Origin of the sequence: Flavonifractor porci (assembly GCF_037572415.1) — a bacterium.
Taxonomy (GTDB): domain Bacteria; phylum Bacillota; class Clostridia; order Oscillospirales; family Oscillospiraceae; genus Flavonifractor; species Flavonifractor porci.
In genome coordinates this window covers 18,315-43,315 of sequence record NZ_JBBHLB010000018.1, presented here as the reverse complement: position 1 = coordinate 43,315, position 25,001 = coordinate 18,315, and the positions used below count along the sequence as shown (strand labels likewise).

Annotated in this window: 23 protein-coding genes, 2 tRNA genes and 1 riboswitch; of the genes, 4 read left to right on the top strand and 21 right to left on the bottom strand. The window is 61.1% G+C overall.

Going from position 1 to position 25,001, the window contains the following annotated elements; all coding sequences use genetic code 11:
- Positions 1-13: 13 nt before the first annotated feature.
- From pyk to uxaC, 15 genes are all read right to left on the bottom strand, one after another.
- The gene (gene pyk / locus WHJ28_RS13750) at positions 14-1,447 is read right to left on the bottom strand and encodes a pyruvate kinase (protein WP_340042631.1); all 1,434 of its coding nucleotides are present in this window, start codon (positions 1,445-1,447) and stop codon (positions 14-16) included.
- A 125-nt stretch (positions 1,448-1,572) separates the two neighbouring features.
- Positions 1,573-3,048 carry a UxaA family hydrolase gene (locus tag WHJ28_RS13745; RefSeq protein ID WP_340042630.1) on the bottom strand — a complete coding sequence of 492 codons (1,476 nt, stop codon included), beginning with the start codon at positions 3,046-3,048 and terminating at the stop codon, positions 1,573-1,575.
- The gene (locus WHJ28_RS13740; protein ID WP_340042629.1) at positions 3,045-4,547 is read right to left on the bottom strand and encodes a tagaturonate reductase; all 1,503 of its coding nucleotides are present in this window, start codon (positions 4,545-4,547) and stop codon (positions 3,045-3,047) included. The genes WHJ28_RS13745 and WHJ28_RS13740 overlap by 4 nt, the downstream gene beginning before the upstream one ends.
- A 61-nt stretch (positions 4,548-4,608) precedes the next feature.
- Positions 4,609-5,631: a PfkB family carbohydrate kinase gene (locus WHJ28_RS13735; RefSeq protein WP_340042628.1), complete on the bottom strand. Its 1,023-nt coding sequence runs from the start codon at positions 5,629-5,631 to the stop codon at positions 4,609-4,611.
- Positions 5,624-6,268, bottom strand: coding sequence for a bifunctional 4-hydroxy-2-oxoglutarate aldolase/2-dehydro-3-deoxy-phosphogluconate aldolase (eda, locus tag WHJ28_RS13730; protein ID WP_340042627.1), 645 nt, complete (start codon positions 6,266-6,268; stop codon positions 5,624-5,626). Before eda ends, WHJ28_RS13735 begins: the two co-directional genes overlap by 8 nt.
- An 81-nt stretch (positions 6,269-6,349) precedes the next feature.
- Positions 6,350-7,426 (bottom strand): mannonate dehydratase, encoded by a 1,077-nt coding sequence (uxuA, locus tag WHJ28_RS13725; protein ID WP_340042626.1) that lies wholly within the window; start codon positions 7,424-7,426, stop codon positions 6,350-6,352.
- Between the two features lie 24 nt (positions 7,427-7,450).
- Positions 7,451-9,064 (bottom strand): mannitol dehydrogenase family protein, encoded by a 1,614-nt coding sequence (locus WHJ28_RS13720; protein WP_340042625.1) that lies wholly within the window; start codon positions 9,062-9,064, stop codon positions 7,451-7,453.
- Positions 9,065-9,083: 19 nt separating this feature from the next.
- Positions 9,084-9,755, bottom strand: a complete 672-nt coding sequence (locus tag WHJ28_RS13715; RefSeq protein WP_340042623.1) for an amino acid ABC transporter permease — start codon at positions 9,753-9,755, stop codon at positions 9,084-9,086.
- A 70-nt stretch (positions 9,756-9,825) separates the two neighbouring features.
- Positions 9,826-10,722 carry a transporter substrate-binding domain-containing protein gene (locus WHJ28_RS13710; RefSeq protein WP_340042622.1) on the bottom strand — a complete coding sequence of 299 codons (897 nt, stop codon included), beginning with the start codon at positions 10,720-10,722 and terminating at the stop codon, positions 9,826-9,828.
- Between the two features lie 61 nt (positions 10,723-10,783).
- Positions 10,784-11,620 carry a sugar phosphate isomerase/epimerase family protein gene (locus tag WHJ28_RS13705; RefSeq protein WP_340042621.1) on the bottom strand — a complete coding sequence of 279 codons (837 nt, stop codon included), beginning with the start codon at positions 11,618-11,620 and terminating at the stop codon, positions 10,784-10,786.
- Positions 11,617-12,459, bottom strand: coding sequence for a sugar phosphate isomerase/epimerase family protein (locus tag WHJ28_RS13700; protein WP_340042620.1), 843 nt, complete (start codon positions 12,457-12,459; stop codon positions 11,617-11,619). Before WHJ28_RS13700 ends, WHJ28_RS13705 begins: the two co-directional genes overlap by 4 nt.
- A 2-nt stretch (positions 12,460-12,461) precedes the next feature.
- Positions 12,462-13,211, bottom strand: coding sequence for a cupin domain-containing protein (locus WHJ28_RS13695; RefSeq protein ID WP_087187380.1), 750 nt, complete (start codon positions 13,209-13,211; stop codon positions 12,462-12,464).
- Between the two features lie 50 nt (positions 13,212-13,261).
- A complete protein-coding gene (locus WHJ28_RS13690) occupies positions 13,262-14,014 on the bottom strand; it encodes a cupin domain-containing protein (RefSeq protein ID WP_340042619.1) in 753 nt (250 codons plus the stop codon).
- Between the two features lie 29 nt (positions 14,015-14,043).
- Positions 14,044-14,769, bottom strand: a complete 726-nt coding sequence (locus WHJ28_RS13685; protein WP_340042654.1) for an amino acid ABC transporter ATP-binding protein — start codon at positions 14,767-14,769, stop codon at positions 14,044-14,046.
- Positions 14,770-14,771: 2 nt separating this feature from the next.
- Complete coding sequence (uxaC, locus tag WHJ28_RS13680) at positions 14,772-16,202, bottom strand: glucuronate isomerase (RefSeq protein ID WP_425461150.1); 1,431 nt, start codon at positions 16,200-16,202, stop codon at positions 14,772-14,774.
- A gap of 397 nt (positions 16,203-16,599) precedes the next feature.
- Here uxaC and WHJ28_RS13675 point away from each other — a divergent pair, with 397 nt between their 5' ends.
- On the top strand, positions 16,600-17,274 hold the full coding sequence (locus WHJ28_RS13675) for a GntR family transcriptional regulator (RefSeq protein ID WP_340042617.1): 675 nt from the start codon (positions 16,600-16,602) through the stop codon (positions 17,272-17,274).
- Between the two features lie 58 nt (positions 17,275-17,332).
- Here the strand turns inward: WHJ28_RS13675 and WHJ28_RS13670 are convergent, their stop codons facing one another.
- The 5 genes from WHJ28_RS13670 to WHJ28_RS13650 all read right to left on the bottom strand — a co-directional run bounded on the left by WHJ28_RS13670 (position 17,333) and on the right by WHJ28_RS13650 (position 20,228).
- The gene (locus WHJ28_RS13670; RefSeq protein ID WP_340042616.1) at positions 17,333-17,974 is read right to left on the bottom strand and encodes a YesL family protein; all 642 of its coding nucleotides are present in this window, start codon (positions 17,972-17,974) and stop codon (positions 17,333-17,335) included.
- Positions 17,975-18,048: 74 nt separating this feature from the next.
- Positions 18,049-19,182 (bottom strand): DUF4317 domain-containing protein, encoded by a 1,134-nt coding sequence (locus tag WHJ28_RS13665; RefSeq protein ID WP_340042615.1) that lies wholly within the window; start codon positions 19,180-19,182, stop codon positions 18,049-18,051.
- Positions 19,183-19,431: 249 nt separating this feature from the next.
- Positions 19,432-19,519: transfer RNA gene (locus WHJ28_RS13660), tRNA-Leu, on the bottom strand.
- Positions 19,520-19,522: 3 nt separating this feature from the next.
- Positions 19,523-19,608: transfer RNA gene (locus tag WHJ28_RS13655), tRNA-Leu, on the bottom strand.
- Positions 19,609-19,694: 86 nt separating this feature from the next.
- On the bottom strand, positions 19,695-20,228 hold the full coding sequence (locus WHJ28_RS13650) for a DUF4364 family protein (protein ID WP_340042614.1): 534 nt from the start codon (positions 20,226-20,228) through the stop codon (positions 19,695-19,697).
- Positions 20,229-20,418: 190 nt separating this feature from the next.
- Between WHJ28_RS13650 and WHJ28_RS13645 the strand changes: the two genes are divergently transcribed.
- Positions 20,419-21,513, top strand: a complete 1,095-nt coding sequence (locus WHJ28_RS13645) for a DUF3048 domain-containing protein (RefSeq protein WP_340042613.1) — start codon at positions 20,419-20,421, stop codon at positions 21,511-21,513.
- A gap of 39 nt (positions 21,514-21,552) precedes the next feature.
- On the opposite strand, the gene gluQRS is transcribed toward WHJ28_RS13645, so the two are convergent.
- Positions 21,553-22,497 carry a tRNA glutamyl-Q(34) synthetase GluQRS gene (gene gluQRS, locus WHJ28_RS13640; protein ID WP_340042612.1) on the bottom strand — a complete coding sequence of 315 codons (945 nt, stop codon included), beginning with the start codon at positions 22,495-22,497 and terminating at the stop codon, positions 21,553-21,555.
- 86 nt (positions 22,498-22,583) lie between these two features.
- Positions 22,584-22,700: riboswitch (molybdenum cofactor riboswitch) on the top strand.
- Between the two features lie 67 nt (positions 22,701-22,767).
- Here gluQRS and WHJ28_RS13635 point away from each other — a divergent pair.
- Both WHJ28_RS13635 and WHJ28_RS13630 read left to right on the top strand, forming a co-directional pair.
- Positions 22,768-23,793 (top strand): molybdopterin-binding protein, encoded by a 1,026-nt coding sequence (locus tag WHJ28_RS13635; RefSeq protein WP_340042611.1) that lies wholly within the window; start codon positions 22,768-22,770, stop codon positions 23,791-23,793.
- Positions 23,794-23,795: 2 nt separating this feature from the next.
- A complete protein-coding gene (locus WHJ28_RS13630) occupies positions 23,796-24,992 on the top strand; it encodes a molybdopterin molybdotransferase MoeA (protein WP_340042610.1) in 1,197 nt (398 codons plus the stop codon).
- Positions 24,993-25,001: the final 9 nt, after the last annotated feature.

Below are 25,001 nucleotides of genomic sequence, written 5' to 3'. Positions count from 1 at the left end.
AGGGACATGGCGTTTACAGGCCCTCTTCCACCACCTGGGCCTTGATGAGGTTGGTGGTGCCCGACTTGCCCAGAGGCACGCCGGCGGTGATGACCACCGTCTCGCCGGGCTTCACCACCCCTTCCTTCCGCGCCACATCCACAGCCAGGGAGAACATCCGGTCGGTGGAATCCACCTCGCCGGACAGGAAGGGATACACGCCCCAGGAGATGGCCAGCTGGCGGCGGGTAGATTCGCTCTGGGTGAGGGAAATGATGCCGCAGCCAGGCCGGAAGCGGGAGATCACCTTGGCGGTATAGCCCGACTTGGTGGGGGCCAGAATGGCGGTGGCCTTCAAATCCATAGCAGTCAGGCAGCAGGTATGGGTGATGGCATCGCTAATGCCGCTGATCTCAGGCAGCAGGTTGCGCTCCCGGAACCGTCCCCAGTAGTCGATGGCCTCCTCCGCGGCGGTGACGGTGGCCACCATGGTCTCCAGAGTCTCAATCGGATACTTGCCGGAGGCAGTCTCGCCGGAGAGCATGACGCAGGAGGTACCGTCGAACACGGCGTTGGCCACGTCGGACACCTCGGCACGGGTGGGCCGGGGATTACGGATCATGGAGTCCAGCATCTGGGTGGCGGTGATGACGGGCAGACCTTTCTGGGTGGCGGCCTTGATCATCTGTTTCTGGAGGACAGGCACCTCATGAGCGGGGATCTCCACCCCCAGGTCGCCCCGGGCCACCATGATGCCGTCGGAGGCGGCAAGAATGGCCTCGATGTTGTCCACACCCTCCCGGTTCTCGATCTTGGCGATGATGTGGACCTTGTCGCCCCCCTCATGCTTGTGGAGCTCGGCCCGGATATCCTCCACGTCGCTGGCCTTGCGGACAAAAGAGGCGGCGATGAAATCAAAGTCGTTTTCCACGGCAAATTTGATGTCGTCCCGGTCCTTGTCGGTGAGGGAAGGCAGGTGGATGGGCACGTCAGGGATGTTGATGGACTTATTGCTGGACAGGGGACCCCCGTTCTCCACCTCGCAGACAATGCCAGTGTCCTCGATGCGCTCCACCTTCAGCTCAATGAGGCCGTCATCCACCAGGATACGGCAGCCGGGTCCCACCTCGTTATGCAGGTTCTGATAGGTCACCGACACCTGGTTCTGGTCACCGGGCACATCATCGGTGTGGAGCACAAAGGTCTGCCCCCGCTCCAGGGTCACCGGACTGTTTTCAAAGGTCTTGACCCGGATCTCAGGGCCCTTGGTATCCAGAATGGTGGCCACCGGCGCGCCCAGTCCGTCCCGTACCCGCTTCAGTTTGGTAAGCTGGGCCAGATGGGTCTCATGGGTGCCGTGAGAAAAGTTAAAGCGGGCGGCGTTCATGCCCTTGAGAATCAGCTGGCGCAGGGTCTCCTCGTCGTCCACCGCCGGACCAAGGGTGCAGATGATTTTCGTCTTTCTCATGTCCTACCTCCATAACAGATGTGGTTCCTGTGGGGCCTAACCTAGCTGGCTATAGTTTACCTGATTTATCCTGTTTTGGAAAGAAGGATTTTTTATCCTACCATGTGGTATTTTTCACCGCTGCCCTACAGCGTTACACCGTTCTTGAAGATAGCGATCCCCCGTCGGCCCGCCTCCTCGCTTTTGGTGGGAGCGCCTCCGGCCGTGCGGAGCACCAGATGGAACAGCCGCCGCGCCGCGTGACCAATGCTCTCCCCTTCCGCCACGGTACCGGCATCAAAGTCGATCCACTGGGGCTTATGGGCGGCCAGCGCCTTGTTGCTGGAGATCTTCAGTGTGGGAGCGGGCGCCCCGAAGGGCGTGCCCCGTCCGGTGGTGAAGAGGATCAAGTGGGCTCCCGCCGCGCTGAGAGCAGTGGTGGAAACCAGGTCGTTGCCCGGACCCCACAGCAGATTCAATCCGGGCCGCACTACCTGACCGCCGTAGGGCACCACCCCCACGATGGGGGCGGTGCCTCCCTTCTGGACACAGCCGCAGGACTTGTCCTCCAGGGTAGTGATCCCCCCAGCCTTATTGCCGGGGGAGGGATTTTCGTAGACGTTCTCGCCGTGAGAGACAAAATAATCCCGGAATCCCTGGAGCATCTCCGCCGCCTGACGGAACACCCCTTCGTCGGCACAGCGGCCCAGCACCAGCTCCTCGGCACCAAACATCTCGGGCACCTCGGTGAGGATGGCGCTCCCTCCCCGGGCCACCAGCAGATCGCTGAACCGCCCCACCAGCGGGTTGGCGGTAATACCGGACAGGCCGTCGGAACCGCCGCACTTGAGGCCCACCACCAGCTTGCTCACCGGCACAGGCTGGCGCTGGAACTGAGCGGCATAGGCGGCACACTCCTCCAGCAAGGCCCGGCCTGCCGCCAGTTCGTCCTCCACCTGTTGGCACACCAGGAACTTCACCCGCTCCGAAGCCGGACCCAGATCCTCCATCAGCTGGCTGCATTGCAGGTTCTCGCATCCCAACCCCACCACCAGCACCGCCGCCGCATTGGGATGGCGGGCCAGTCCCGCCAGAATGGCCCGGGTGTTGGCGTGGTCCGTCCCCGTCTGGCTGCACCCATAGGGGTGGGGAAAGGCGTAAAGCCCCTCCACGCTCCCCCCCACCAGGTCCTGGTTGTCATCTGCCAGCTGGTTTGCGATTTCATTGACACAGCCCACGGTGGGCAGCACCCAGATCTCGTTGCGGGTTGCCGCCCGGCCATCGGGCCGCAGATAGCCCAGAAACTGCTCCGGCTCCTCCGGCTCCAGAGCCTGGGCCGCCGGGCGGTAGGAGAAGTGGGTGTGGGGGGACAAATTGGTGGTCATGTTGTGGGTGTGGACCCACCCGCCTGCCGGTACGGGATCGGTGACCCGTCCGATGGCGCAGCTATATTTGTACACCAGATCTCCCGGCTTCAGAGGCACAAGCGCCAGCTTATGGCCCTGCGGGATGGACTCTGCCGCTGTCAGAGTCCATCCGCCAACGCTTACCTGCTCCCCCGCCTCAACCGGGGACAGAGCCACCGCCACATTGTCTCCCATCTGAATCTGGATCAGCTTCATGTGCTTTCCTCCAGGCAGGCGGCGTATGCGGCCAGCACCCCATCGGCCCGAATTTTTACCATATCCACAGTTACCGCCGCCGCCAGACCGTCCACTGCCGTCAGGTCCATGCCCCACATCTGCTCGTGGCTCAGGATGGCCTGTACCAGTTCCCCGGCACTGTCCCCCCGGTGGGCCCAGCAAAACTCCAGCACCCACCGGTCATCGGAGACCGTGTAGGCTGTGCCGTCGCTCCGGCGACACAGCAGTCCCTGATTGGTCAATTCCTCCATGTGTCCGCAGTAGAACTGGATGGCTGCCGCCAGACTCATGGTGAGGCAGGGTGGCAGCTGTCCCGTCTGCTGCTGGTAGGCCAGCAGACTGGGAAGGTTGCGGGCCCGCCACTTGGATACGGTGTTGAGGCAGATGCTCAGCAGAGCGTGGTCCACAAAGGGGTTGTCGAACCGGTCCTCCACCGCTTTGGCAAACTGCTCCAGGTCAGTCCGGTCCAGCTCCAGGGTGGGGATGATCTCCCGGTAGAGCATTTGCTCCAGAAAGCCCCGCACCACCGGGTGGGCCATGCAGTCCCGAACGATATCGAAGCCCGCCAGGTAGGCCCCCGGCACAAAGCCGGTGTGGCCGCCATTGAGTATCCGCACCTTCCGGTGCTTGTAGGGGGTCACATCAGGCACCACCGGACAGTTGAGCCCGGCGGCACGGAAGGGCAGCTTGTCCGCCAGCCACTCCGGCCCCTGGATGACCCAGACGCCGAAGACCTCCCCTACATCCAGCAGGGGGTCGGCGTAGCCCAGCTCCGCCTCCAGTTCAGCCTGATCCGCCCGGTCCCGGATGCGGCCGGGCACGATGCGGTCTACCAGGGTGGAGCAGAAGGTACATCCCTTCAACCACTCCAGGAAGGCCTCCTCCAGTCCCCATTGGGCGGCGTGGCGCTCCACACAGTCCTGCAGGATCGTTCCGTTGTTGTCGATCAGTTCACAGGACAGGATCACAAGGCCCGGCTGTCCGGCCTGCCAGCGGCGGTAGAGCACCTGGGTCAGCTTGGCGGGAAAGGAGGCGGGAGGCTGATCCTCCAGCTTGCAGGCGGGGTCGTAGACGATGCCCGCCTCGGTGGTGTTGGACACGATGTACTCCAGCTCCGGGGAGGCAGCCACCTCCAGCATGGCCTGACAGTCCTCCCCTTCATAGGGGTTGAGGCAGCGGCTCACCACCGAGATCACCCGCCGCCGGTCCACCGGCTGGCCGTTTTCCCGTCCCCGCAGGCACAGGGTATACAGCCCCTGCTGGGCGTTGATCTCTTTTGCCAGGCCCTGGGGGATGGGCTGGACCAGCACACACTTACCGTTCCACCCCACCCGCTCGTTGGCCAGATCAAACCAGCAGTCAGCAAAGGCCCGCAGGAAGTTGCCCTCGCCGAACTGGAGCACCTTTTCCGGCGCCCGTTCCAGCACATAGCCGGTGTAGCCGCTCTCCTTCAGGACCTGATAATTCAATGTTTTCATCCCGACCCTCCTTTGAAACAGACAGCTGGACCAAATGGTCCAGCTGTCCATGCTTGTTCTGTTACCGCTGTACCCGACCGGAGCCGTCGCCGCCGGCCAGCTTCTCCACCTCGGCCACGGTGACCCGGTTGTAGTCTCCCTCCACCGAGTGCTTCAGGGCGGAGGCCGCCACAGCAAACTCGATGGCTTCCTGAGAGGACTTACCGGACAGCAGGGCGTAGATCAGCCCGGCGCCGAAAGAGTCGCCGCCGCCCACCCGGTCCACGATGCGGAGGTGGTACTCCTTGGAGAAGCAGCAATCCTTGCCGTCGTACAGCATTCCGGCCCAGTCGTTGTCGCTGGCGGAGATGGAGGTACGCAGGGTGATGGCCACCTTCTCAAAGCCGAACTTGTCCATCAGCTGCCTGGCCACGCTCTCATAGCCCGCCTTGTTCAGCTTGCCGCCATAGATATCGCTGCCCTCGGCCTCGATGCCGAACACATCCTTGGCGTCCTCCTCGTTGGAGATGCACACATTCACATAGCGGCACAGGTCGGTCATAGCCACCCGGGCCTGGTCCCGGGTCCACAGCTTGCCCCGATAATTCAGATCGCAGGAGATCTTGACGCCCCGGGCCTTGGCCGCCTCACAAGCCTGGCGGCACAGCTCCACCAGATTGGGGCCAAGGGCGGGGGTAATGCCGGTAAAATGGAACCAGTCGGCCCCCTCAAAAATGGCGTCCCAGTCGAAGTCGCCGGACCGGGCCTCGGCAATGGAGGAGTGGGCCCGGTCGTAAATGCACACGCTTCCCCGCTGGGAAGCTCCCTTCTCCAGGTAGTAAATACCTACCCGGTCGCCGCCCCGGACGATCTTGGAGGTATCCACTCCAAAGTACCGCAGGGAGTCCACGGCAGCCTGACCGATGGCGTGGGCGGGCAGCTTGGTGACATACACGCTGTCCAGACCGTAGTTGGCCAGGGAGACCGCCACATTGGCCTCGCCGCCGCCGAAGGTGGCCTGCATCTGGTCGTTCTGGAAGAAGCGGTAATAGCCGTTGGGGGCCAGGCGAAGCATCAGCTCGCCGAATGTAACAACTTTAGCCATTTCGTACCTCCTTGACGATGGCCACCGACTGCTGACACAGTGCGGTGATCTCGTCCCACTTGTGATTGTCGATGAGATCGGCGGTAACCATGTAGGAGCCGCCGCAGGCGCAGATCACGCTGCTGGACAGGTACTCCTTCAGGTTTTTCAGGGAGATGCCGCCGGTAGGCATGATCTTGAACATGGGGAAGGGGGCGCTCATGGCCTTGATCTTGCTGAGGCCGCCGGACTGCTCCGCAGGGAAGAACTTCAGTACCTCCAGCCCCAGCTTATTGGCAGTATGGTAGTCGGTGGGGGTGGTGCAGCCGGGGAACACGGGCACACCTTTGCTCTGGCAATAGGTAACGATATCCGGGTCCAGGCCGGGAGTAACGATGAATTTGGCCCCGGCCTCCAGAGCCTGGTCCACCTGATCGGTGGTAAGGACGGTACCCGCCCCCACCAGCATATCTGGGCAGGCTTCAGTCATAAGGCGGATGGCCTGGGCGGCTCCGGCGGCCCGGAAGGTAACCTCCGCCACCGGCACCCCGCCGGCGCACAGGGCATGAGCCAGCGGAGCGGCGTCCTCCTGGGGATGGTTAAGTTTGATGACCGGCACCACGCCGATCTCAGAAATGCGCTTGGAAATGGCGTCCATAGTTATGCCTCCTGTTTTCTTCACAAAGAAGGGGCGCGTCCGGCACGCGGCTTTCACCCCGGCCGGACGCGCCGCGCACTGTTATCTGTGGTCTTTTTCAATGGCCTCCCACAGGCCGTTGAGATAAGAAGCGCCCAGCGCCCGGTCGAACAGGCCGTAGCCCGCCCTTCCCTTCTCGTCCCAGATCATCCGGCCGTGATCGGGACGGACATAGAAGTCCATCCCCACGTCGTAGTAAGCCTTCATGATCTCATACAGGTCCAGGCTGCCATCGTCGGAGAAGTGAGCCGCCTCCTCGAACTGGCCGGGTCCGGTGAACTTGATGTTGCGGACGTGGGCGAAGGGGATGCGGCCCTGACTGCCGAACTCCTGCACCAGGGCAGGAATATCGTTGTTGGGGTTGGAGCCCAGGGACCCGGAACACAAGGTCAGGCAGTGATAAGGACTGTCTACCAGGTCCAGGATCTGTCGGATATCCGCTCCGCTGGTGTAAATCCGAGGCAGGCCGAAGATGTCCCAGGGTGGATCGTCGGGGTGGATGGCCATTTTCACGTCGTACTGCTCGCAGACGGGAATGATGGCTTTCAGGAAATAGGCCAGATTGTTGCGCAGGTCCTGGTGGGATACGCTGGCGTACTGGGCAAAGAGGGATTTGATCTCCGCCATGCGCTCAGGCTCCCAGCCCGCCATCTCAAACTCCCCCGCTCCCTGCTGAATCTGGTCGGCAAAGGCCTGGGGATCGGTGATGCGGTCAATGACCGCCTGGTCATAGGCCAGCACGGTGGCCCCATCAGGCCTGGGCTTGAACAGGTCGCTGCGGGTCCAGTCGAACACGGGCATAAAGTTGTAGCAGATCACCTTGACCCCCGCCCTGCCCAGACGGCGGATGGTCTCCTGATAGGCTTCGATGTACTGGTCCCGGCTGGGCAGGCCCAGCTTGATATCCTCATGGACATTGACGCTCTCAATGACCTCCATCTCCAGGCCCGCGTCATTGACTTCCCGCTTCAGGGCCTGGATACGCTCCTCCGGCCAGAGGGCGCCCGCGGGCATATCCATCAGGGAGGTGACCACACCGCTCATGTTGGGGATCTGCTTGATATAGCGCAGCGGGATAGGATCCATCTGGCTCCCATACCAGCGAAACGTCATCTTCATGACTATCTCTCTCCTTGTGCTCCGTCAGAGCGATAAATAATGCCGCAGGGCGGCACGCACCGCGCCCGGTCCGGCCAGCATGGCCCGGAAGGCCTCCTCCGCCTTCCGGCCCAGGTCGGACTGGTACAGGTCCACGCCGAAAATGGCGGCGTTGGACAGGATGGGTTTAAGCTGATCGGTACAGGACTCCGGCTGGCCCAGTGTGATTCCGGTCAGATAGGATTGCAGCTGAGCCGCCAGCGGATCGGGGCTCACCGGCATCTCCCTGCCCTGGTCGTTCACGCCCAGCAGGTACCGGCACCAGCCGGCAAACACCAGAGGGATGTACACCAGGCCGGACAGGTCCAGATCGGGCCGCTTTTCATACCGCTGCAGGGTTCCGCCGTAGCGGACAGGGATCTTCTGAGAACAGTCGGCGGCAATGCGCTGGGGGGTATCGGGTATGGCAGGATTGGGAAAACGCTTGTTCAGCACCTCGTCAATAAAGGCACGGGGGCTGAGGATGCCCGGGTCCTCCACCACCGGCAGGCTCTCGGCGGCAATATGCTCCACCAGGGCCTTCAGGTCGGCGTCTCCCATCTCAGCAGCAATGGAGGTGTAACCCAACAGGCAGCCGAACACCGCCAGAGCGGTATGCAGGGGATTGAGGCAGGTGCCTACCTTCATCTTCTCCGCCTTCTCCACAGTAGTCCGGTCAGTGAGGTATACCCCCGCCTGTTCCAGAGCTGGCCGCCCGTTGGGGAAGGTATCCTCCAGCACCAGGTACTCGGTAATCTCCGCGTTGACAAAGGGGGCAATGAGGGTGCCGGTATTGGTTTTGCTGATGGTCATATCCGCCAGGCCCAGGCCCTCCAGCTCCTGCTGTACCTTCTGGGAGGGATGGGGGGTAATCTTGTCGATCATGGACCAGGGGAAGGTCACTTTGCTTCTATCGGTCAGCCAGGTCAAGAAGTCCTGAGATACCAGACCGCGCTCCAGCCATCCGGCGGCGATGCGCTCCACCGCGTCCTGGAGCTTTTGGCCGTTCTGTGCGCAGTTGTCCATGCTCACCATGGCGATGGGGGCTCCCCCCGCCTGGAATCGCCGGTAGAGCAGGGCGGCGGCGATGGACATGGTGTGTCGGGGACAGTCGGGCCCGCTCTCCAGGTCCCGCTCCACCACCGGCTGCAAATCACCCTTCAGCCCGGTGAGGGCGTAGCCCTTCTCTGTAATGGTAAAGCTGGCCATTTGCAGGGTGGGAGCCTGGAATACCTTCACCAGCCTGTCCCAGTCGGGGCCCTGGCAGTCGGCCTTCAGGCCCCCGGCCACGCTGCCGATCACCTCCATCTGATTGGGGCGGTCGGCCGCCATGCGGACCAGCAGGCTCAGGCTGTCGTAAGGGGTATAGACATTGTCAATGATCTGAAAATCGAAGGACTCGGCGGCAATGATACCGGTATTGGCTCCGCCGGTATTCAAAAGGGTCTGCTGGGCGGCGGCCAGGAAGCCCCGGAAGATGTTGCCCGCGCCAAAATGGACCCAGGCTGGGCTCTCCCAGGTGCGCTTACGCACCGTCTGCACATGGTACCGGGGAAGGGCGATGCCCGCCGCCTCCCAGGCCGCGGTATCCCGCAGGCCCTGTGTATTCAAATGTAACATGAGTCATTGCCTCTCTTATTCAGGCTCTGGAATCAACCAGATGCTTGCCCAGCTTCTTCTCCAGCATTCCCTGCAGCTGCGTCAGGACGGTGCTGAAGATCAGGTACACCACGCCGGCCTCCACATAGAGCAGCAGGGGCTCAAAGGCGGTGGCATTGATGGTCTTGGCCGTCATCATAATCTCGGCCACGGTGATGGTGGACACCAGGGAGGTATCCTTCAGCAGGCTGATAAAGGAGTTGCCCAGGGAGGGTACCGCCACCAGGGCGGCCTGAGGAACGATGACCTTCCGCATGGTCTGTATTTTGTTCAGGCCCAGAGCCCGGCAGGCCTCAAACTGGCCCTTGGGGATGGAGCCCAAAGCAGCGCGGATCACTTCGGAGTTGTAGGCGCCCTGGCTGATGGTCAGGGCCAGGATGGCCGAGGGAATGGGAGCCAGCACAATACCCAGCGCCGGCAGGCCGAAAAAGATCACATAGATCTGAGTCAGCAGAGGCGTGCCGCGGATGACCCAGACGATGAACCAGGCAATACCCTTGAAGGGCTTGAAGTTGGACATCCGCATGAGGGCCAGCGCAAAAGCCAACACCAGGCCCAGGGCAAAGGATACCAACATCAGCGGCACGGAAATTGTAAGTCCAGCTTTGAACATGGGCCAGAAGGAACTGATAAACAGCTCAAGTAGCTTCATCGCAGCCCGCCTCCTTTTTTATCTGACCGGGGCGCCGCCCTGAGGGGGCGCCCCGGTCCATTGCTTAATGTTACTGATAGATGCTGGTGCTGTCAGCCACAGCCTGGCCAAAGTACTCAACAGTCAGGTCGTACAGGGTTCCGTCGTCAATCATCTCCTGGAGAATCTCGGAAACCTTATTGCACAGGTCCTGATCCTCCTTGCGGCACATGGCGGAGGACTGGATCATATACTCCTCGCCCTCCTTGGGCTCGTAGGTGTCAATGATCTTCACGTTCACGTCGGGGCGGCTCTGCATATACTCGTCCACGGCGGCCACGTTGTTGATGTGGGCGTCGGCACGGCCGGTATTCAGCATCTCCATAGCGCCGGTCAGGTCGGTGTCGGCGGTGGTGGCACCATACTCAGTGGCAATCTGGCCAGCCACAGAAGAGGGAGAGTTGGCGCACAGCTTGCCGCTCAGATCATCGAAGGAAGTGATCTCGGTGTTGTCGCCGTTGACCACCAGGCAGAAGGGGTTCTCAGCGTAGGCGATGGAGCAGGCATACTTTTCCTGACGCTCGGGCTTGGGGTTCACGCCGCAGATGACGATGTCCCAGCGGCCCGCGTCCAGACCGGCCATAACGGGGTCCCAGCTGTCGGAGATCTGGAACTCAGCTTCCACGCCCATGCGGGAGGCCACTTCCTTGGCTACTTCCACCTCGAAGCCGGTGAGCTCGCCGGTGCCGTCCTCGTTGTACACATAGGGGATCCAGTTGCCCTCGGCGCCGATGACCAGCTTGCCGGCGTCCAGGACACGCTGCAGGGAGCCGTCGCCCTCGGTCTGAGCCGGGGTAGTCTCGCCCTGAGCAGGGGTAGTCTCATTCTGAGCGGGGGTGTTGGCGCTGCCGCCGTTGCCGCCGCAGGCGGCCAGGGAAACGACCAGTGCAAGAGAGAGGACCGAGGGGATCAATCTTTTCAGCTTCATGATGTTCACCTTTCCTTACATTTGATTTTATTTACCGATGGGGCGCATCGGGAAATAACGCTCATGCCTCCAGGAACCGCTCCAGTACCCGGAGGTTTTTCCGGTCTGCCTCGAAGGGGTCGGAGAAATAGTGCTCATCCGCCACCTCCTGCACCAGATAGCCGGTATAGTTCCATTGGTTCATGGTTTGAATCTGTTGGGATAAGGAGGTGTTGCCGTCTCCCCAGATGTTGTGGAGCCAGGGGTCGCCGTCCAGAAAGTGCATATGGATCAAATCCTGACCGAAGGCCTGGAACCAATCCTCCAAGCTCTCCCCCGCCGCCCCGGTGGCAATGTTGTCCACCATCATTTTCAGGCTGGGATGATCTACCTCCCGGTACATCCGCACAGCTCGCTCCAGGTTGTAGACCAGGTTGCTCTCGTCGTCCCGCAGGGATTCCATCACCAGCTTCACCCCCAGGGATTGGGCCACCCTGCACAGACGGCAGAGGTGATCCCGGCACCGGTTCCACATGGTGTCCGAGTCCTCCCCCAGGTAACCCCAGCCAGAGTTGACCACCACTCGGTCGGCCCCCAGTTCAGCGGCCAGATGGATGGCGTTGGAGAAGTAACGAAAGGAGTATTCCAGCTGATCCCTGGCCTGGGCGGCGTACTGGTACTGATAGGCCATGCTGGGGGCGGTTATGGATACCACCCGCACACTGTGGTCCTTCAGCCTGCCTTTCAGCACCGATACGTCGTCATAGCCGGTGTGGTCCAGCCAGAAGTGGGAAGCCCCGCACCACAGCTCGATCTGGTGAAAGCCCAGTTTCTGCTGACAATCCAGGAAGTAGTCCAGAGAGAACCGGCGGTAGTGCTGGTTCATGTTCACCAGCTGGTCGCGTCGGATACCCTTCATGTCCTCCCCCCTGTTCTCAGCGCCGCCAGCGTCTGCCGCAGCGGGTAACCGGGCCTGTCCACATAGCGCTCGCCGGGCAGCAGCAGAGAGAGTTCTCCCCGGTAACCTGCCGCCTCCAGCTGTTCCAGATAGCGGCCCATGGGCAGGCATCCCTCCCCCCAGGCCCGCCAGCCGTGATAATTGCCGTCGCACAGCCGAACCAGATCGGTGCAGGTTCCCAGCCGGGCAAACCAGCCGGGGATATCGTCTCCCCACACGCTCATGGCGTTGGTATCCAGGCAGGCCCCCAGCCAGGGGCTGTCCACCCGGCGGATCATGCCCAGGATCTCCTCCGCTGGTCCCAGCACGGGGGACTGGGCAGCCAGAGGGGCGTCTGGACCCAGCACCGGCATGAGCAGCAGCTTCACTCCGGCTGCCGCCGCCGTGGGACACAGCCGGGTAAGCAACTCCGCCGCCTGGTCCAGCAGCCTGTCCCGTTCCAGGTCCCAGCAGGCCCCCTCCGCCCCCAGCACCACCCGGTCGCCCCCCAGGGAGGCCGCCAGCAGAATACAGCGTCGGTAATAGTCCAGAGTGGCCTGCCGCTGCATCCCCGCCGGGGCGGTGATGGAATAGCGATAGGGAGGCGGAGTAACCACCGCGGCCCGCAGGCCTCTCTCCTCCAGCATTCGCCGGAGGGCGGCGGCATCCCCCATCTCAGCATGGCTGCACCAGAAATGAGGAGCCTGGGGTACGAAGTCCAGGGCTGTCAGCCCAAGCTCCGCCAGGTCGTCCAGGCAGTCCTCCAGGGGCATATGGCTGTAGGTGCTGTTGGAACCCAGCAGCCCCCAGTTGTGTGTCATACTTACTTGATCTCGCCGGGATAGCCGTTCTCACACAGCTCGAACCACACATAGGCGAACTTCTCGCCCTCGGCGCACTCGCTGCCGTGGTGAGAGCCATGGGGGGTGTAGGTCACGTCGCCGCCCACCACATGGATCTTCTCGTCCTCGGCGGTGTAGGTGAAGGAAGCGCCGGGCAGCATGATGTACCACTGCTCCAGCTCGTTGTGGATGTGCTGGCCGATGTAGTTGGGGCCGGTGCCGAAGTTGGCGCCCATGGACAGGCGGCCCAGGTTACGGTGCTCGATGAGCATCATCTGCTGGATGTCGGCGCCGGTGAAGTCCTCCTTGTAATGCCAGGCCTGGGACACCCCCCGGAACCGGGGCAGAGTCAGGTGGGACTCCTTCAGGCAGGTCTTGTCGTAGTCGCTCAGCTCGGTGACGAAATGGACGATCTCCATATTTTCCTTGGCGTCGGCGGCGCAGTGGAAGGTAAACTGCTCCTTGTCGAAGTCAGGCACGAACACGGAGACCTCGGTGATGTTGAACACCCGGCGGGGGGTGACGATGTAGCCCTTGCCGGCGGTGATGAGAAACACCTGATTGTGCTCCTGACGGGAGAAGATCTCCGGGGTCAGGTCGGCGCCGGGCTGGATGGAGATGCGCTCCACCGTCGCGTCATGGTAAGCGCCCTCCAGGATGGGCACCCGGGACACGCCGTCCACATAGTTGTGCTTGACCTCAGCGCCTCTCGAAATCTGAACCAGAGCCATGGTACATTCCCCTTTTCATTAAAATAGATCATGTGTAGTGGATGAATATCTTACTTGATCTCGCCGGGATAGCCGTCGATGCACATCTCGAACCAGATGTAGTCGCAGGTCTTGTCCGCTTCCACCTTGCTGCCGTGCCAGAAGCCGGTGGGGGTGAAGGACAGGTCGCCGCCGGTCATCTTGACCTCTTCCCCGCCGGCGGTGTAGATAAACTCGGAGCCGGGCAGGGGGAAATACCACTGGGCCAGTTCGTTGTGGATATGCTGCCCGATCTCCACCGGGCCCTTGCCCCGGACGCAGCCCATGGACAGACGGCCCAGGTTGCGGTGCTCCAGCAGCATAATGGAGGTGGTGACGTCGTTATCCTTAAAGTCCTCGTCGTAGGTCCAGCCCTGAGAGATGCCGCGGAACCGGGGCAGCACCATGCGGGACTCCACCAGACAAGTCTTGTCGTAGTCGCTCAGCTCGGTGATGATGTGCAGGTACTCCAGAGGCTGCTTGCTGTCGGCGGAGCAGGTGATGGTGAAGTGCTCGGTATCAAATTCAGGGACGAACACACCGGGCTCCACAATGTTCCAGGCCTGACGGGGGGTGGTCACATAGCCCTTACCCTTGGTGAAGATGAACAGCTGATTGTGCTCCTTCACAGAGTAGATGTCAGGGGTCACGGAGCAGCCGGGCTGCAGGGCACAGTGGGCGAAGTGGGCCTGATCAAACTCCCCTTCCAGCACCGGCACCTTGGCAAAGCCGTTGACAAAGTCGTACTTCACATCACTGTAACGAGCTACCTTGATCTGAGACATGGTTCGTTTCCTCCTTAATATAATGAAGATCAGAGCATTTTGCTTAAGAACTCCTGAAGCCGCTTATTTTTGGGGTGGCTGAAGAACTCCTCGGGCTCGCTGTCCTCCACGATGTAGCCCCCGTCAATGAAGATGACACGGTCGGCGGCCTCACGGGCAAAGCCCATCTCGTGGGTGACCACCAGCATGGTCATACCCTCCGCCGCCAGCTTCTTCATCACGTCCAGCACCTCGCCTACCATCTCAGGGTCCAGAGCGGAGGTGGGCTCGTCGAAGAGCATGACCTCCGGCTTCATGGCCAGAGCCCGGGCAATGGCGATGCGCTGCTGCTGACCGCCGGAGAGCTGGTTGGGGTAGGCGTCCTTCTTGTCCTCCAGGCCCACGGTCTTGAGCAGCGCCATGGCCTGCTCCCGGCTGGTCTGCTTGTCCTGTCCCTTGACCATGGTGGGGGCCAGCATGATGTTGTCCAGCACCGTCAGGTGGGGAAACAGGTTGAACTGCTGGAACACCATGCCCATACCGAGCAGGACCTTGGTGGCCGTCTTGGCATCGGCGCTGACCAGATCCACGTCGTGGTAGAGGATCTGTCCGCCGGAGGGCTTCTCCAGCAGGTTGAGGCAGCGCAGGAAGGTGGACTTGCCGCAGCCGGAGGGTCCTACGATGGCCACCACCTCACCGGGCTGGATCTCAATGTCGATGCCCTTGAGCACCTCATGGTTCTTGAAACTCTTCTTCAACCCCTTGACGCTGATCATACTCATAGCTTCTCCGCCCCCCGTAAATGATACTGTTCCAAGCCAAAATAACGAATGCTGTTGCGGTAACAGATGTCGGCCGTCATGCCCTCCAGTGCCGCCCGGTCGTCGGGCAACTGTCCGCTCTCTACCCAGCCGCCCAGCAGCTCACACAGGATGCGCCGGAAGTATTCGTGCCGGGTATAGGAGAGGAAGCTGCGGGAATCGGTAAGCATCCCCACAAAGTTCCCCAGCAGGCCGTTGGCCGCCAGGGCCTTCATCTGGGCCTCCATGCCGCCCTTATTGTCGTTGAACCACCAGGCCGCGCCGTGCTGCATCTTCCCGGCCACACCCGGTCCCTGGAAGCAGCCCATCAGGGTGATGAGCCCCGCGTTGTCGTTGGGGGCCAGAGAATAGAGGATGGTCTTGGGCAGGGCCCCCCCCTCCTCCAGGGTGCTGAGGAAGGCGGCCAGATCGGGCAGGTTTACCCCCGGCCCGATGCTGTCATATCCGGTATCCGGCCCCAGAAGCCGGTACATCTTAATATTGTTGTTGCGCTGGGCGGCGAAGTGAAGCTGCATGGCCCACGCCCGTTTGGCGTAGCCCCGGCCAAAGAAGAGGAGCAGGGCCGTCTTGTACTTCCACTTCTCTTCCCCGGTCACCTCTTCCCCGGCCAGCCGCCGTTTCAGGATGGCGTCCAGTTCTTCCGTGCCAGCGGGCCGATAGCAGATGTTGTCCAGTCCGTGGTCGGCCACCCGGCAGCCGTTGGTATGGAAGAAGTCCATCCGATTCTCCAGCGCCCCCAGCAGGCTGTCCCAGCCGTCGATCTTCACATCGGCCGTCTGGCCCAGCCGCTCCAAGTAGGCGGCAAACTCCGACTTCTCCAGGTTCACCGCCTGATCGGGCCGGAAGGCGGGCAGCACACGGGTCTCCAGGGTGGGATCGGCGGCCATTTTAGCGTGCCACTCCAGGCTGTCCGCCGGGTCGTCGGTGGTACACAGCAGGGTCACATTGGATTTTTTCAGGATATCCCGGACGGACATCCCATCCCCGATCACCTTACAGCAGTGGTCCCACACCTCTTTGGCGCTGGCCCCGGTCAGATGGCCGTCATACTGGAAGTAGCGACGCAGTTCCAGGTGGCTCCAATGATAGAGCGGATTGCCCGGCGCGCGCTCCAGGGCGTTAGCCCAGGCCTGGAACTTTTCAAAGGGATCGGCATCACCGGTCACCAGTCGTTCCTCCGTCCCGTTGGCCCGCATCAACCTCCATTTATAATGGTCCCCTTCCAGCCAAAGCTGGGTCAGATTGTGAAAAATCCGGTTTTCGGCAATTTCCTGGGGACTGACGTGACAGTGATAATCCAGGATGGGCATCTGCTCCGCCACTGTGTGGTACAGCGCCCTGGCTGTATCAGTGGTCAGCAGAAAATCTTCGTCCAAAAAGGGCTTCACCCTGCTCATATCCTTCCCTCCCATAGCTCGGTCCGGGCTGATATCCAGCTGATATATTGCTGATATATTTTACGGTTTGAAGATATCACAGTTTATTCGACATGTCAACCCATAAACCGACGATTCTGCCAAAGAAATTCATTTTCATTTTCCCCTTCTTGTGATAATATGACAACAGTGAGTTCTAAAAATGTCCTAAAATTGCCCATCATCGACCAGATCTCCTCTCCCTTTTTCCCGAAATAATGTAACTTATCCTAACTCAAAACGATTTCCCCAACCTCTTGACGGACCCTTCCAAGGCTGGTATACTGCAAGCGGATGATATATTACATGAATGTACAGTTGATATATCAGTCGGATGGTTCTGATATGTCGCTGCGGAAGGAAGTTGCCTATGGCGCCCATCAATACCAAACGGGAGACCAGTCTTTCCAAGCTGGCATACGATCAAATCAAGTCCATGATCCTGCAAAAGGACCTTGCTCCCGGCCAATTTGTGAATGAGTCTCAGCTTCAGGAATCTCTGGGGCTGGGCCGGACACCGGTTCGGGAAGCTGTTCTGGCGCTGGCTCAGGACAATCTGGTGCAAATCCACCCCCGCAAAGGCATCGAGATCACCCGCCCCACCCCCAAGAGCATCCACGATATTTTTGAGATCCGCTCTCTGCTGGAGCCCATGATTCTCCGGCAGTGCTTCTACCAGGTGGATCTCCAGTGGGCTACCGATATGCGTGCCTTGCTGCTGGAGCACCAGGACGATGAAGCAGGTCAGGCCGGACAGACCGCTACTCCCCTCATTGATCTGGATAATAAATTTCATCTGGAGCTGGTGGATACGCTGCACAATCAGTATGCCTCCCAGCTGATGCGCAGTCTGGTGGACTATCTGAACCTGATCCGCATCACCGCATGGCGACCGATGCGCTATCAGGTGAGCAATCAGGAGCATATCGCCATCCTGGACGCCATCCTTCAGCAGCAGCAGGAGACCGCCTGCCAGCTGCTCACCGAGCACATTCAGCTCTCCTATCAGGAGGCCATCAATACGATGATGCACTCCTCCCTCTGACGTAAAAAAGCCGCGCCGGCTTCCCCGATGGAAGCCGGCGCGGCTTTTTTATTTGGAATTATTCTTCCACTTCTTCGTTGTCCTCATCGGGCTGCTGCTCCTTGATATAGGGGCGGAAGATCCGTTCCAGCAGAAACGCGTGCACGCAGGTCACAATGGTGGGCAGCAGCATGATCAGGACAGGCAGATTGGAACACACGATAACGGCGCCAAAGGCGATCACCGCCATCAGCACGGTGCTGGGCAGGTGTGCAATGGCCAGCTTACCACAGTTGGCCAACAGGCCGTTGACCTGAAAGGTAAACCGGGAGAGCACTGGAAAGAGGTAGCAGAGAAAGCCGATGGGCAGCAGCAGAAAGACCCGGTATGCAAAAAACAGCGTATAGCCCACATTGTCCGTCAGGGCCATCTGGTAGAGCACCTCATGGAGGATGACCAGCACCGCCATCAGCGGGACCACTACCAGACTGGTCAGAGCGCCTACCTTGAAGTTCGTCTTAAAAGTACGAAAAAACAGGGCCCAGCTGTTGCGCTCATCCCCCAGGATACAACGCACCACTGTATTATAGAGCGCGGCAGTGGCCGGTCCCAGCGTCACCAGAGGAATGGAGCACACCAGCCAAAACACGCTCAAAATCACCAGATCGGCTATCTTTTCCGTCAGGCGGTAGATGCCGTGCTCCGGGTTAAAGATTCCCATGGCAATGCCTCCCTGCAAAAGTCGATACCTGATTCTACTCTATTTTTCAAAAAGATGCAATTCCCAGCTTGTGGTCAACCGTCGATGTGGATGGGCACCCCGTTGACCTCCACTTCCCCTTCCGCCGGAATGAGGATGTACTTTTTCCCGTTGATGGAGCGGGTCTCCACCAGGGCGCTGTACTCCGGGGACACCTTGATGGTTACGTCGGGCATGGAGACCTGGACCTGCTTGGCGTCCACCAGATTCCGGGGACTGAGCCGGGTCTCCGCGCCAAAGCTGTCGTCGTAGCGGCTGTCAAAGGCGTTCACATGGCTCTCGGACACACCGCAGGACAGCAGCACACACTTTACAGCCCCCTTGGACACCATTAGAGGCTCCTCTTCTTTGTTTTCCTTGTGCTCCTCTACCAGCTCCCGCAGCTGGTCATGGACCGCCTGGACCACGTCGTAGCTGCACTCCTCCCCCAAAGTCTCTCCCAGAATAGACTGGAAGGTCTCCTTCTGGGCCTGGGCGGGCATAGGGATAGGGGAAGCAAATACCGCCTGGGCAAAATCCTCGTGATTCTCCCCCACATCTCGATTGTAGTACAGCGCGTCATAGAGGTTGGTGGTGCGGTCGTCAAAGGCGGGGAACAGGAAACCCACCTCCGGCGGAGACACCAGCCAGTCAGCCTGGCGATTATAGAAGCGGCTCTCCCGGGCCTGGAAGCTGAGGGCAGGCTTGGTTTGCTTCACCGGGCAGACGCTGCACAGGATGTAGGAATAGACCTCCTCGGAGGCGTCTTTCTGGGTCTCACCGTCTTTAGACCGGTAGGGTACGTCGTACCGGTCGTGAGCCAGCAGGATCAGATAGCTGCCTTCCAGGTCCAGGCTGTCGATGGCCTTCTGGAAAAAGGCCTGGACAGCCTCCTCATCCCCCAGTCCGGAATCCCGCAGGGCCATGAGCAGCTTGTGCTCCTCCCCCTCCGCCACCTGCTTGGTGGCAAAGCTGATGTCGATCAGGTTGCGGTCAATGCCACCGGAGAGGGTGCGGCGCAGAATGGCCAGCAGCTTCTCGCTCTCCTCCTCGCTCATCAGCGCCAGAGACTGGTTAAACTGAGAGACGATCTCCTTCTTTTCGTTGACGTAGCAGCCCCGCACATGGGTGATGGCACTCTTGTCCGCCTTGAACCGGCGGCGCAGCTCCCCTACTTCTTTTTCATTCATGGTCCTGGTCCTCCATTTCCGGGATAATGGTAGCCCACCTTATTGGGGGTCATCGGCGCTTTTGCGCCGCACGAGCGTTTGGGGCTGTCAGCCCAAAACCTCGGCGCAGGGGCAATTCACAGCGCAGCCGTTGGCGGCTTCGCTGCCTTACGGATGCGGCGTACCCCTTGCGGGTGCTTGCCCCGAGCATTTTTAATTTCCTGAGGTATCCAAAAAAGAAGGACACCCTTCACGGATGTCCTTCTTTTTTGGTGCGCGAGGCGGGACTTGAACCCGCACGTGCGTAATGCACACTAGAACCTGAATCTAGCGAGTCTGCCAATTCCACCACTCGCGCATATGGTGCGGATGACGGGACTCGAACCCGTACGGCCGTGGGCCACTAGCACCTCAAGCTAGCCAGTCTACCAGTTCCAGCACATCCGCAAAACACAGCCCCGTCAAAAGACTGCTCGGTTATTATAGCGCCCCGACCAGGCTTTGTCAACCATTATTTTTTCTTTCCCGGGAAATTATCGATTCTTCTCCCACTCCAGCAAAGCGGTGATCACATCATTGTACACCCGCTCCGGCTCCTCCCTGAAGCCTTTGGCCAGGCGCCGGGCCTGCTCCCGGGTACCGCAGAACAGTTCCAGAGTGAACAGGTTGCCCTTGTCGTCGTCCAGTTCCATCTTCACCGTACTGCCTCCCTCCGGCCGATCCTCCACATGGGCACGCACCTGGGCATTGCGCCGGAGGATGCCGTTGATCCGGGCCAGATTGACCCCACACTTCTGCTTGACGGTGTAGGGCAGGCTGCTCTCACAGGCCGCGCCGTTGGAGCGTCCTTTGTCGGTGATGGCGTACAGGTCGCCCTCCAGGACCAGGTGTCCGGTCTCCACCAATTCGGAAACCGCCTCGGCAAACTCGAAGTAGTCCACCCCGTCGTCGCACATGGTCAGGTCAGTAAGGGCGTGAAAGTCGATGGGAGACGCCACCCGTGCCATGATATAGAGGATCAGGAACTTAATATCCAGTTTGTCGTGGATGAAACCGTGACGTGCCATGGAGTTCTCCTTTCCGAAGCGCTTGCCGCTTACTAACCATTATACCCAAGCCCGGGTAAAATCACAAGTGTAATTTCCCGATCCCGGCCACCTTGACGGGAGCCTGTCCCACAGAGTATGATAAGGATACCACACCGCGGAGCCCCGGCCCCCACGGCGGGCGCCCAGCAAGAAAACGGAGGATACCGTCATGGGAAAAAAACTGCTGCCCCTGCTGCTTACGCTGCCCCTGCTGCTCTCCGCCTGCGGTGGGTCCCCAAAACCGGAGGACTCTCCCGCGCCGCCCACTTCCTCCGCCCCCGTGGTGGAAAGTGCTGACCCGTCCCCCTCTGCCACGCCTTATGACGGTCCTCTCAATCCGCTCACCGGACTGCCCATGAGCGAGGAGTGGGTCAACCGCCGTCCGGTGGCCATCATGCTCAACAACCTGAAGCAGGCCCTCCCCCAGCTGGGCCAGTCTCAGGCCGATATCATCTATGAGATCCCCGCCGAGGGCGGCATCACCCGCATGGTGGGCGTCTATCAGTCCCTGGATGGGGTGGGCACTATCGGCTCCGTCCGTTCCGCCCGTCCCTACTATCTGGAGGTTGCCCTGGGCCACGACGCTGTCTTTCTCCATGCCGGCGGCAGCGAGGACGCCTACAGCAAAATCAAGACCTGGGGCGTCACCGCCCTGGACGCGGTGCGGGGCCCCTATCTGGGCAGCACCGAAAACAGCAACCTGATGTGGCGTGACCCGGTGCGTAAGCAGAGCTACAGCCTGGAGCACACGGTGGTCACCACCGGCCAGTCCATCATGGACCGGCTGCCCACTTACAACATCCGCCTGGACCACAAGGATGGCTATACCTATGAGATGAACTTCGCTCAGGACGGCACTCCCGCCGACGGCGTGGACGCCACCCAGATCACCGTTCCCGTCTCCAGCTACAAGACCGGCCGCTTCGTCTACAATGAGGACACAGGTAAGTACGGGGTGGAGGAGTACGGCGCGGCCTACATAGACGGCAACACCCAGCAGCAGGTGGAGGTCACCAACGTGGTCATCCTCAAGACTGCCTGCCACAACACCGGCGACTATCTGGGCCACATCACCGTGGATCTGTCCAGCGGCGGCAAGGGCTACTTCGCCTGCGGCGGCAAGATCACCGAGCTGACCTGGAGCAAGCAGGCCCCCAGCGGCCAGTTCTATTATGAGGACTCTAACGGCAACCCCATTACCTTCGGCGTGGGCAACACCTATGTGTGCGTGGTCCCCACCGACTGCAATGTAAGCTTCTCCTGAACATAAAAGGACGCCGCGGCAGATTGCCGCGGCGTCCTTTTACAGTTGATCGGGATCGATCGTAATATCTTCTCCGGGCACCTTGGCCCAGTCGAAGTCCTTGGCCAGCTCCGCCGGGCGCACCGGCTCCGCCCTGTCCAGCTGCCCGGCCCAGAAGGCCAGCAGGCCGGTCAACTCCTCCGGCGTAAACCGCTGCCGCAGAGCCCCCATATCCAGATCCCGCTCCCGTTTGGACAGCCGCCTGCCATCGGGGGCCAGCAGCAGAGGAACGTGGCAGAACTCCGGCGGGGTCAGACCCAGCAGCTCGTAGAGATAAATCTGCCGGGGGGTGGAGTCCAGCAGGTCCCGCCCCCGTACCACCTGATTGATCTCCATGGCCCCATCGTCATACACCACCGCCAGCTGGTAGGCATACACCCCATCGGATCGGCGGACAATGAAGTCTCCGCAGTCTTTGAGCAGGTTTTCGGTATAGGTTCCTTGCAGTTTATCCGTAAAGCTAACATCCCTGTCAGGCACCATCAAACGCCAGGCAGGACAACGCTTTTCGCCCAATTCCGCCCGCTCCTTCTCTGTCAAGTGTCTGCACTTGCCGCTATAGATCACCTGTCCGTCGCTCCGGTGGGGCGCGGAGGCGGCCAGCCGCTCCGCCCGGGTGCAGAAGCAGGGGTAGATCAGTCCTCTTTCTTCCAGCTCCCGGAAGGCGTCTGCATACAATTCTGTGCGGTCACTCTGGGTATAGGGACCGTGGGGCCCTCCCGTCTGATAGCCCTCTTCCCAGTCCAGACCCAGCCACCGCAGATCGTCGGCCAGCTGATCGGCGTATTCCGCCCGGCACCGGTCCGGGTCCAGGTCCTCCATCCGCAGCACCATGGTCCCCCCGGCGGAGCGCACCGACCACCAGGCCAGCAGCCCGGAAAACAGGTTGCCCAGGTGCATCCGCCCGCTGGGACTGGGGGCAAACCGTCCCCGCAGCTTTCTCATGCCTCTCTCCCCTTTCTTTCTGTAGTGTACCACACCCGTGCCACCTTGACCATTGCAATCTAACAAAAAATGTGGTATGCTGATGAAAATTGAGTGTGCTCCGAGCGGAACCGCCTACGGGCTCAGCCTATGGCGTACCGCCAGGGTCGTTCTGGAAACGGCGCGGCCTTCCGTCTTTGAAAAGGAGTCTCTTTCACAGGGGGTATTGTACCCTTCTGTCCAGAGGTACCGGATCGGACGGTACCTCTTTTTTGTTTGGAGGAATACAACATGAAATTGATCGACACCCGTGATGCAGTGGGCCACGTGCTCTGCCACGACCTGACCCAAATCATTCGGGGCGTCACCAAGGACGCCCGGTTCCGCAAAGGCCATGTGGTCACCGAGGAGGATATCCCGGTGCTGCTGAGCATGGGCAAGGAGCACCTCTACGTGTGGGAGCGCCAGCCCGGGATGCTCCATGAGGACGAGGCCGCCCTCCGCCTTCAGGCCCTGTGCCAGAATGAGCATATGCACGGTACCGCTGTGAAGGAGGGCAAGATCGAGCTCATCGCTGACATCGACGGCCTGTTTCAGGTGGACGTGGAGCGGCTCAACGCCCTCAACGGCGAGGACGACATCATGATCGCCACCCGCCACACCAACACCGTCGTCCACAAGGGGGACAAGCTGGCGGGCACCCGTATCATCCCCCTGGTCATTGCCGAGGACAAGCTGCGGCAGGTGGAGGAGCGGGCCGGCACCGGCCCCATTCTCTCCCTCACCCCCTGGAAGCTGAAAACCTGCGGCCTCATTACCACCGGCAGCGAGGTAGCCAAGGGTCTTATTCAGGACACCTTTACCCCCGTCATCATTGACAAGCTGGCCGCCTACGGCATTGAGGTCACGGAGCACTGCCTCCCCGGCGACGACATGGCCGCCATCACCGCCGCCGCCCTGGACTACAAGGCCAAAGGGGTGGACATGATCCTGTGTACCGGCGGCATGAGTGTGGACCCGGACGACAAGACCCCCAAGGCCATCAAGGACACCGGCGCGGACATCGTGTCCTACGGCGCCCCGGTGCTGCCGGGGGCCATGTTCCTGCTGGGCTACTTTGCCGATGGTACCCCCATTATGGGCCTGCCCGGCTGTGTCATGTACGCCAAGGCCACCGTGTTCGACCTAGTACTCCCCCGCATCGCCGCCGGAGTCAAGGTGAGCCGTGCCGACCTGAAGGCCCTGGGTCACGGTGGCCTGTGCCTGGGCTGCCCGGAGTGCCACTATCCTATCTGCCCCTTTGGCAAGGGGTGCTGACCATGGACACCGATCTTTCTCTGGAGCAGGCGGTAGAGCGAATGACCCAGGGTTTGTCCCACCTGGGTACCGAGGTACTTCCTGCCTTTCAGGCCCTGGGCCGCACCCTGGCAGCAGACGTGGTTGCCCCCATGGATCAGCCCCCCTTTGACCGTTCCCCTCTGGACGGCTATGCCCTCCGCTCCGCCGATATTGCCGGGGCGGACCGGGACCATCCGGTCTGTCTGCCCGTGGCAGACACCCTGTATGCGGGAGATGAGGCAAAATCCCCTCTCTTGCCCGGGCAGGCCATCCGCATCATGACGGGAGCCATGCTGCCCCAAGGCTGTGACTGCGTACTCCGCCAGGAGGACACCGACCGTGGCAACCCGGTAAACATCTATGCCTCCCTCCCTCCTTATAAAAATTATATCTACCAGGGTGAGGACTACCGGACGGGCAGCCTGCTGCTCCCGGAGGGCACCCGGCTGGATGCTGCTGCCCTTGGCGTACTGGCCAGCGCCGGTATGACAGAGGTAGCCGTGCGACGCAGACCCAAAGTGGGACTGCTCACCACTGGGGACGAGGTGGTGGAGACCGGGCATCTCCTCCCTCCCGGGAAGATCTACGGCTCCAACGGGGCTCTGCTCACCGCCCGGCTGACGGAGCTTGGCATCCCCGCCCTTTGCCGTCACGCCGCCGACTCCCCTGCCGCCGTAGCGAAGGCCATGGAGGGGATGCTGGCGGACTGCGACCTGCTCATCAGCACCGGCGGCGTGTCAGTGGGTGACAAGGATATCTTTCATCAGGCCCTCCCCCTGCTGGGGGCAGAGCGGGCATTCTGGAAGGTAGACTTGAAGCCGGGTACCCCAGCCATGTTCTCCCGGTATAAGGGCAAGCCCATCCTGTCTCTGTCGGGCAATCCCTTTGCCGCCTTCACCACCTTTGAACTGCTGGCCCGTCCTCTGCTGGCCGCCCTGGCCGGGGAGCCCCATCTGCTCCCCCGGCAGAAGCAGGCAGTCCTTACCACCCCCTATGACAAGCCCAGCCCCCGGCGGCGGTTTCTCCGGGGCCGGTGTGAGAACGGGCAGGTGGCCCTGCCGGTGGGTCATTCCTCCGGCCAGTTGGCCTCCCTGGTGGGATGCAACTGCCTGGTGGAACTGCCGGCAGGCACTCCGCCGGTGGAAGCCGGACAGGCTGTCCAGGTGTGGCTGCTGTGACCGACTCAT

Bases quoted from the DNA above. Each gene is read 5' to 3' on its own strand.
- pyk (WP_340042631.1), bottom strand. From the start codon at position 1,447: ATGAGAAAGACGAAAATCATCTGCACCCTTGGTCCGGCGGTGGACGAC.
- WHJ28_RS13745 (WP_340042630.1), bottom strand. From the start codon at position 3,048: ATGAAGCTGATCCAGATTCAGATGGGAGACAATGTGGCGGTGGCTCTG.
- WHJ28_RS13740 (WP_340042629.1), bottom strand. From the start codon at position 4,547: ATGAAAACATTGAATTATCAGGTCCTGAAGGAGAGCGGCTACACCGGC.
- WHJ28_RS13735 (WP_340042628.1), bottom strand. From the start codon at position 5,631: ATGGCTAAAGTTGTTACATTCGGCGAGCTGATGCTTCGCCTGGCCCCC.
- eda (WP_340042627.1), bottom strand. From the start codon at position 6,268: ATGGACGCCATTTCCAAGCGCATTTCTGAGATCGGCGTGGTGCCGGTC.
- uxuA (WP_340042626.1), bottom strand. From the start codon at position 7,426: ATGAAGATGACGTTTCGCTGGTATGGGAGCCAGATGGATCCTATCCCG.
- WHJ28_RS13720 (WP_340042625.1), bottom strand. From the start codon at position 9,064: ATGTTACATTTGAATACACAGGGCCTGCGGGATACCGCGGCCTGGGAG.
- WHJ28_RS13715 (WP_340042623.1), bottom strand. From the start codon at position 9,755: ATGAAGCTACTTGAGCTGTTTATCAGTTCCTTCTGGCCCATGTTCAAA.
- WHJ28_RS13710 (WP_340042622.1), bottom strand. From the start codon at position 10,722: ATGAAGCTGAAAAGATTGATCCCCTCGGTCCTCTCTCTTGCACTGGTC.
- WHJ28_RS13705 (WP_340042621.1), bottom strand. From the start codon at position 11,620: ATGAAGGGTATCCGACGCGACCAGCTGGTGAACATGAACCAGCACTAC.
- WHJ28_RS13700 (WP_340042620.1), bottom strand. From the start codon at position 12,459: ATGACACACAACTGGGGGCTGCTGGGTTCCAACAGCACCTACAGCCAT.
- WHJ28_RS13695 (WP_087187380.1), bottom strand. From the start codon at position 13,211: ATGGCTCTGGTTCAGATTTCGAGAGGCGCTGAGGTCAAGCACAACTAT.
- WHJ28_RS13690 (WP_340042619.1), bottom strand. From the start codon at position 14,014: ATGTCTCAGATCAAGGTAGCTCGTTACAGTGATGTGAAGTACGACTTT.
- WHJ28_RS13685 (WP_340042654.1), bottom strand. From the start codon at position 14,769: ATGATCAGCGTCAAGGGGTTGAAGAAGAGTTTCAAGAACCATGAGGTG.
- WHJ28_RS13675 (WP_340042617.1), top strand. From the start codon at position 16,600: ATGGCGCCCATCAATACCAAACGGGAGACCAGTCTTTCCAAGCTGGCA.
- WHJ28_RS13670 (WP_340042616.1), bottom strand. From the start codon at position 17,974: ATGGGAATCTTTAACCCGGAGCACGGCATCTACCGCCTGACGGAAAAG.
- WHJ28_RS13665 (WP_340042615.1), bottom strand. From the start codon at position 19,182: ATGAATGAAAAAGAAGTAGGGGAGCTGCGCCGCCGGTTCAAGGCGGAC.
- WHJ28_RS13650 (WP_340042614.1), bottom strand. From the start codon at position 20,228: ATGGCACGTCACGGTTTCATCCACGACAAACTGGATATTAAGTTCCTG.
- WHJ28_RS13645 (WP_340042613.1), top strand. From the start codon at position 20,419: ATGGGAAAAAAACTGCTGCCCCTGCTGCTTACGCTGCCCCTGCTGCTC.
- gluQRS (WP_340042612.1), bottom strand. From the start codon at position 22,497: ATGAGAAAGCTGCGGGGACGGTTTGCCCCCAGTCCCAGCGGGCGGATG.
- WHJ28_RS13635 (WP_340042611.1), top strand. From the start codon at position 22,768: ATGAAATTGATCGACACCCGTGATGCAGTGGGCCACGTGCTCTGCCAC.
- WHJ28_RS13630 (WP_340042610.1), top strand. From the start codon at position 23,796: ATGGACACCGATCTTTCTCTGGAGCAGGCGGTAGAGCGAATGACCCAG.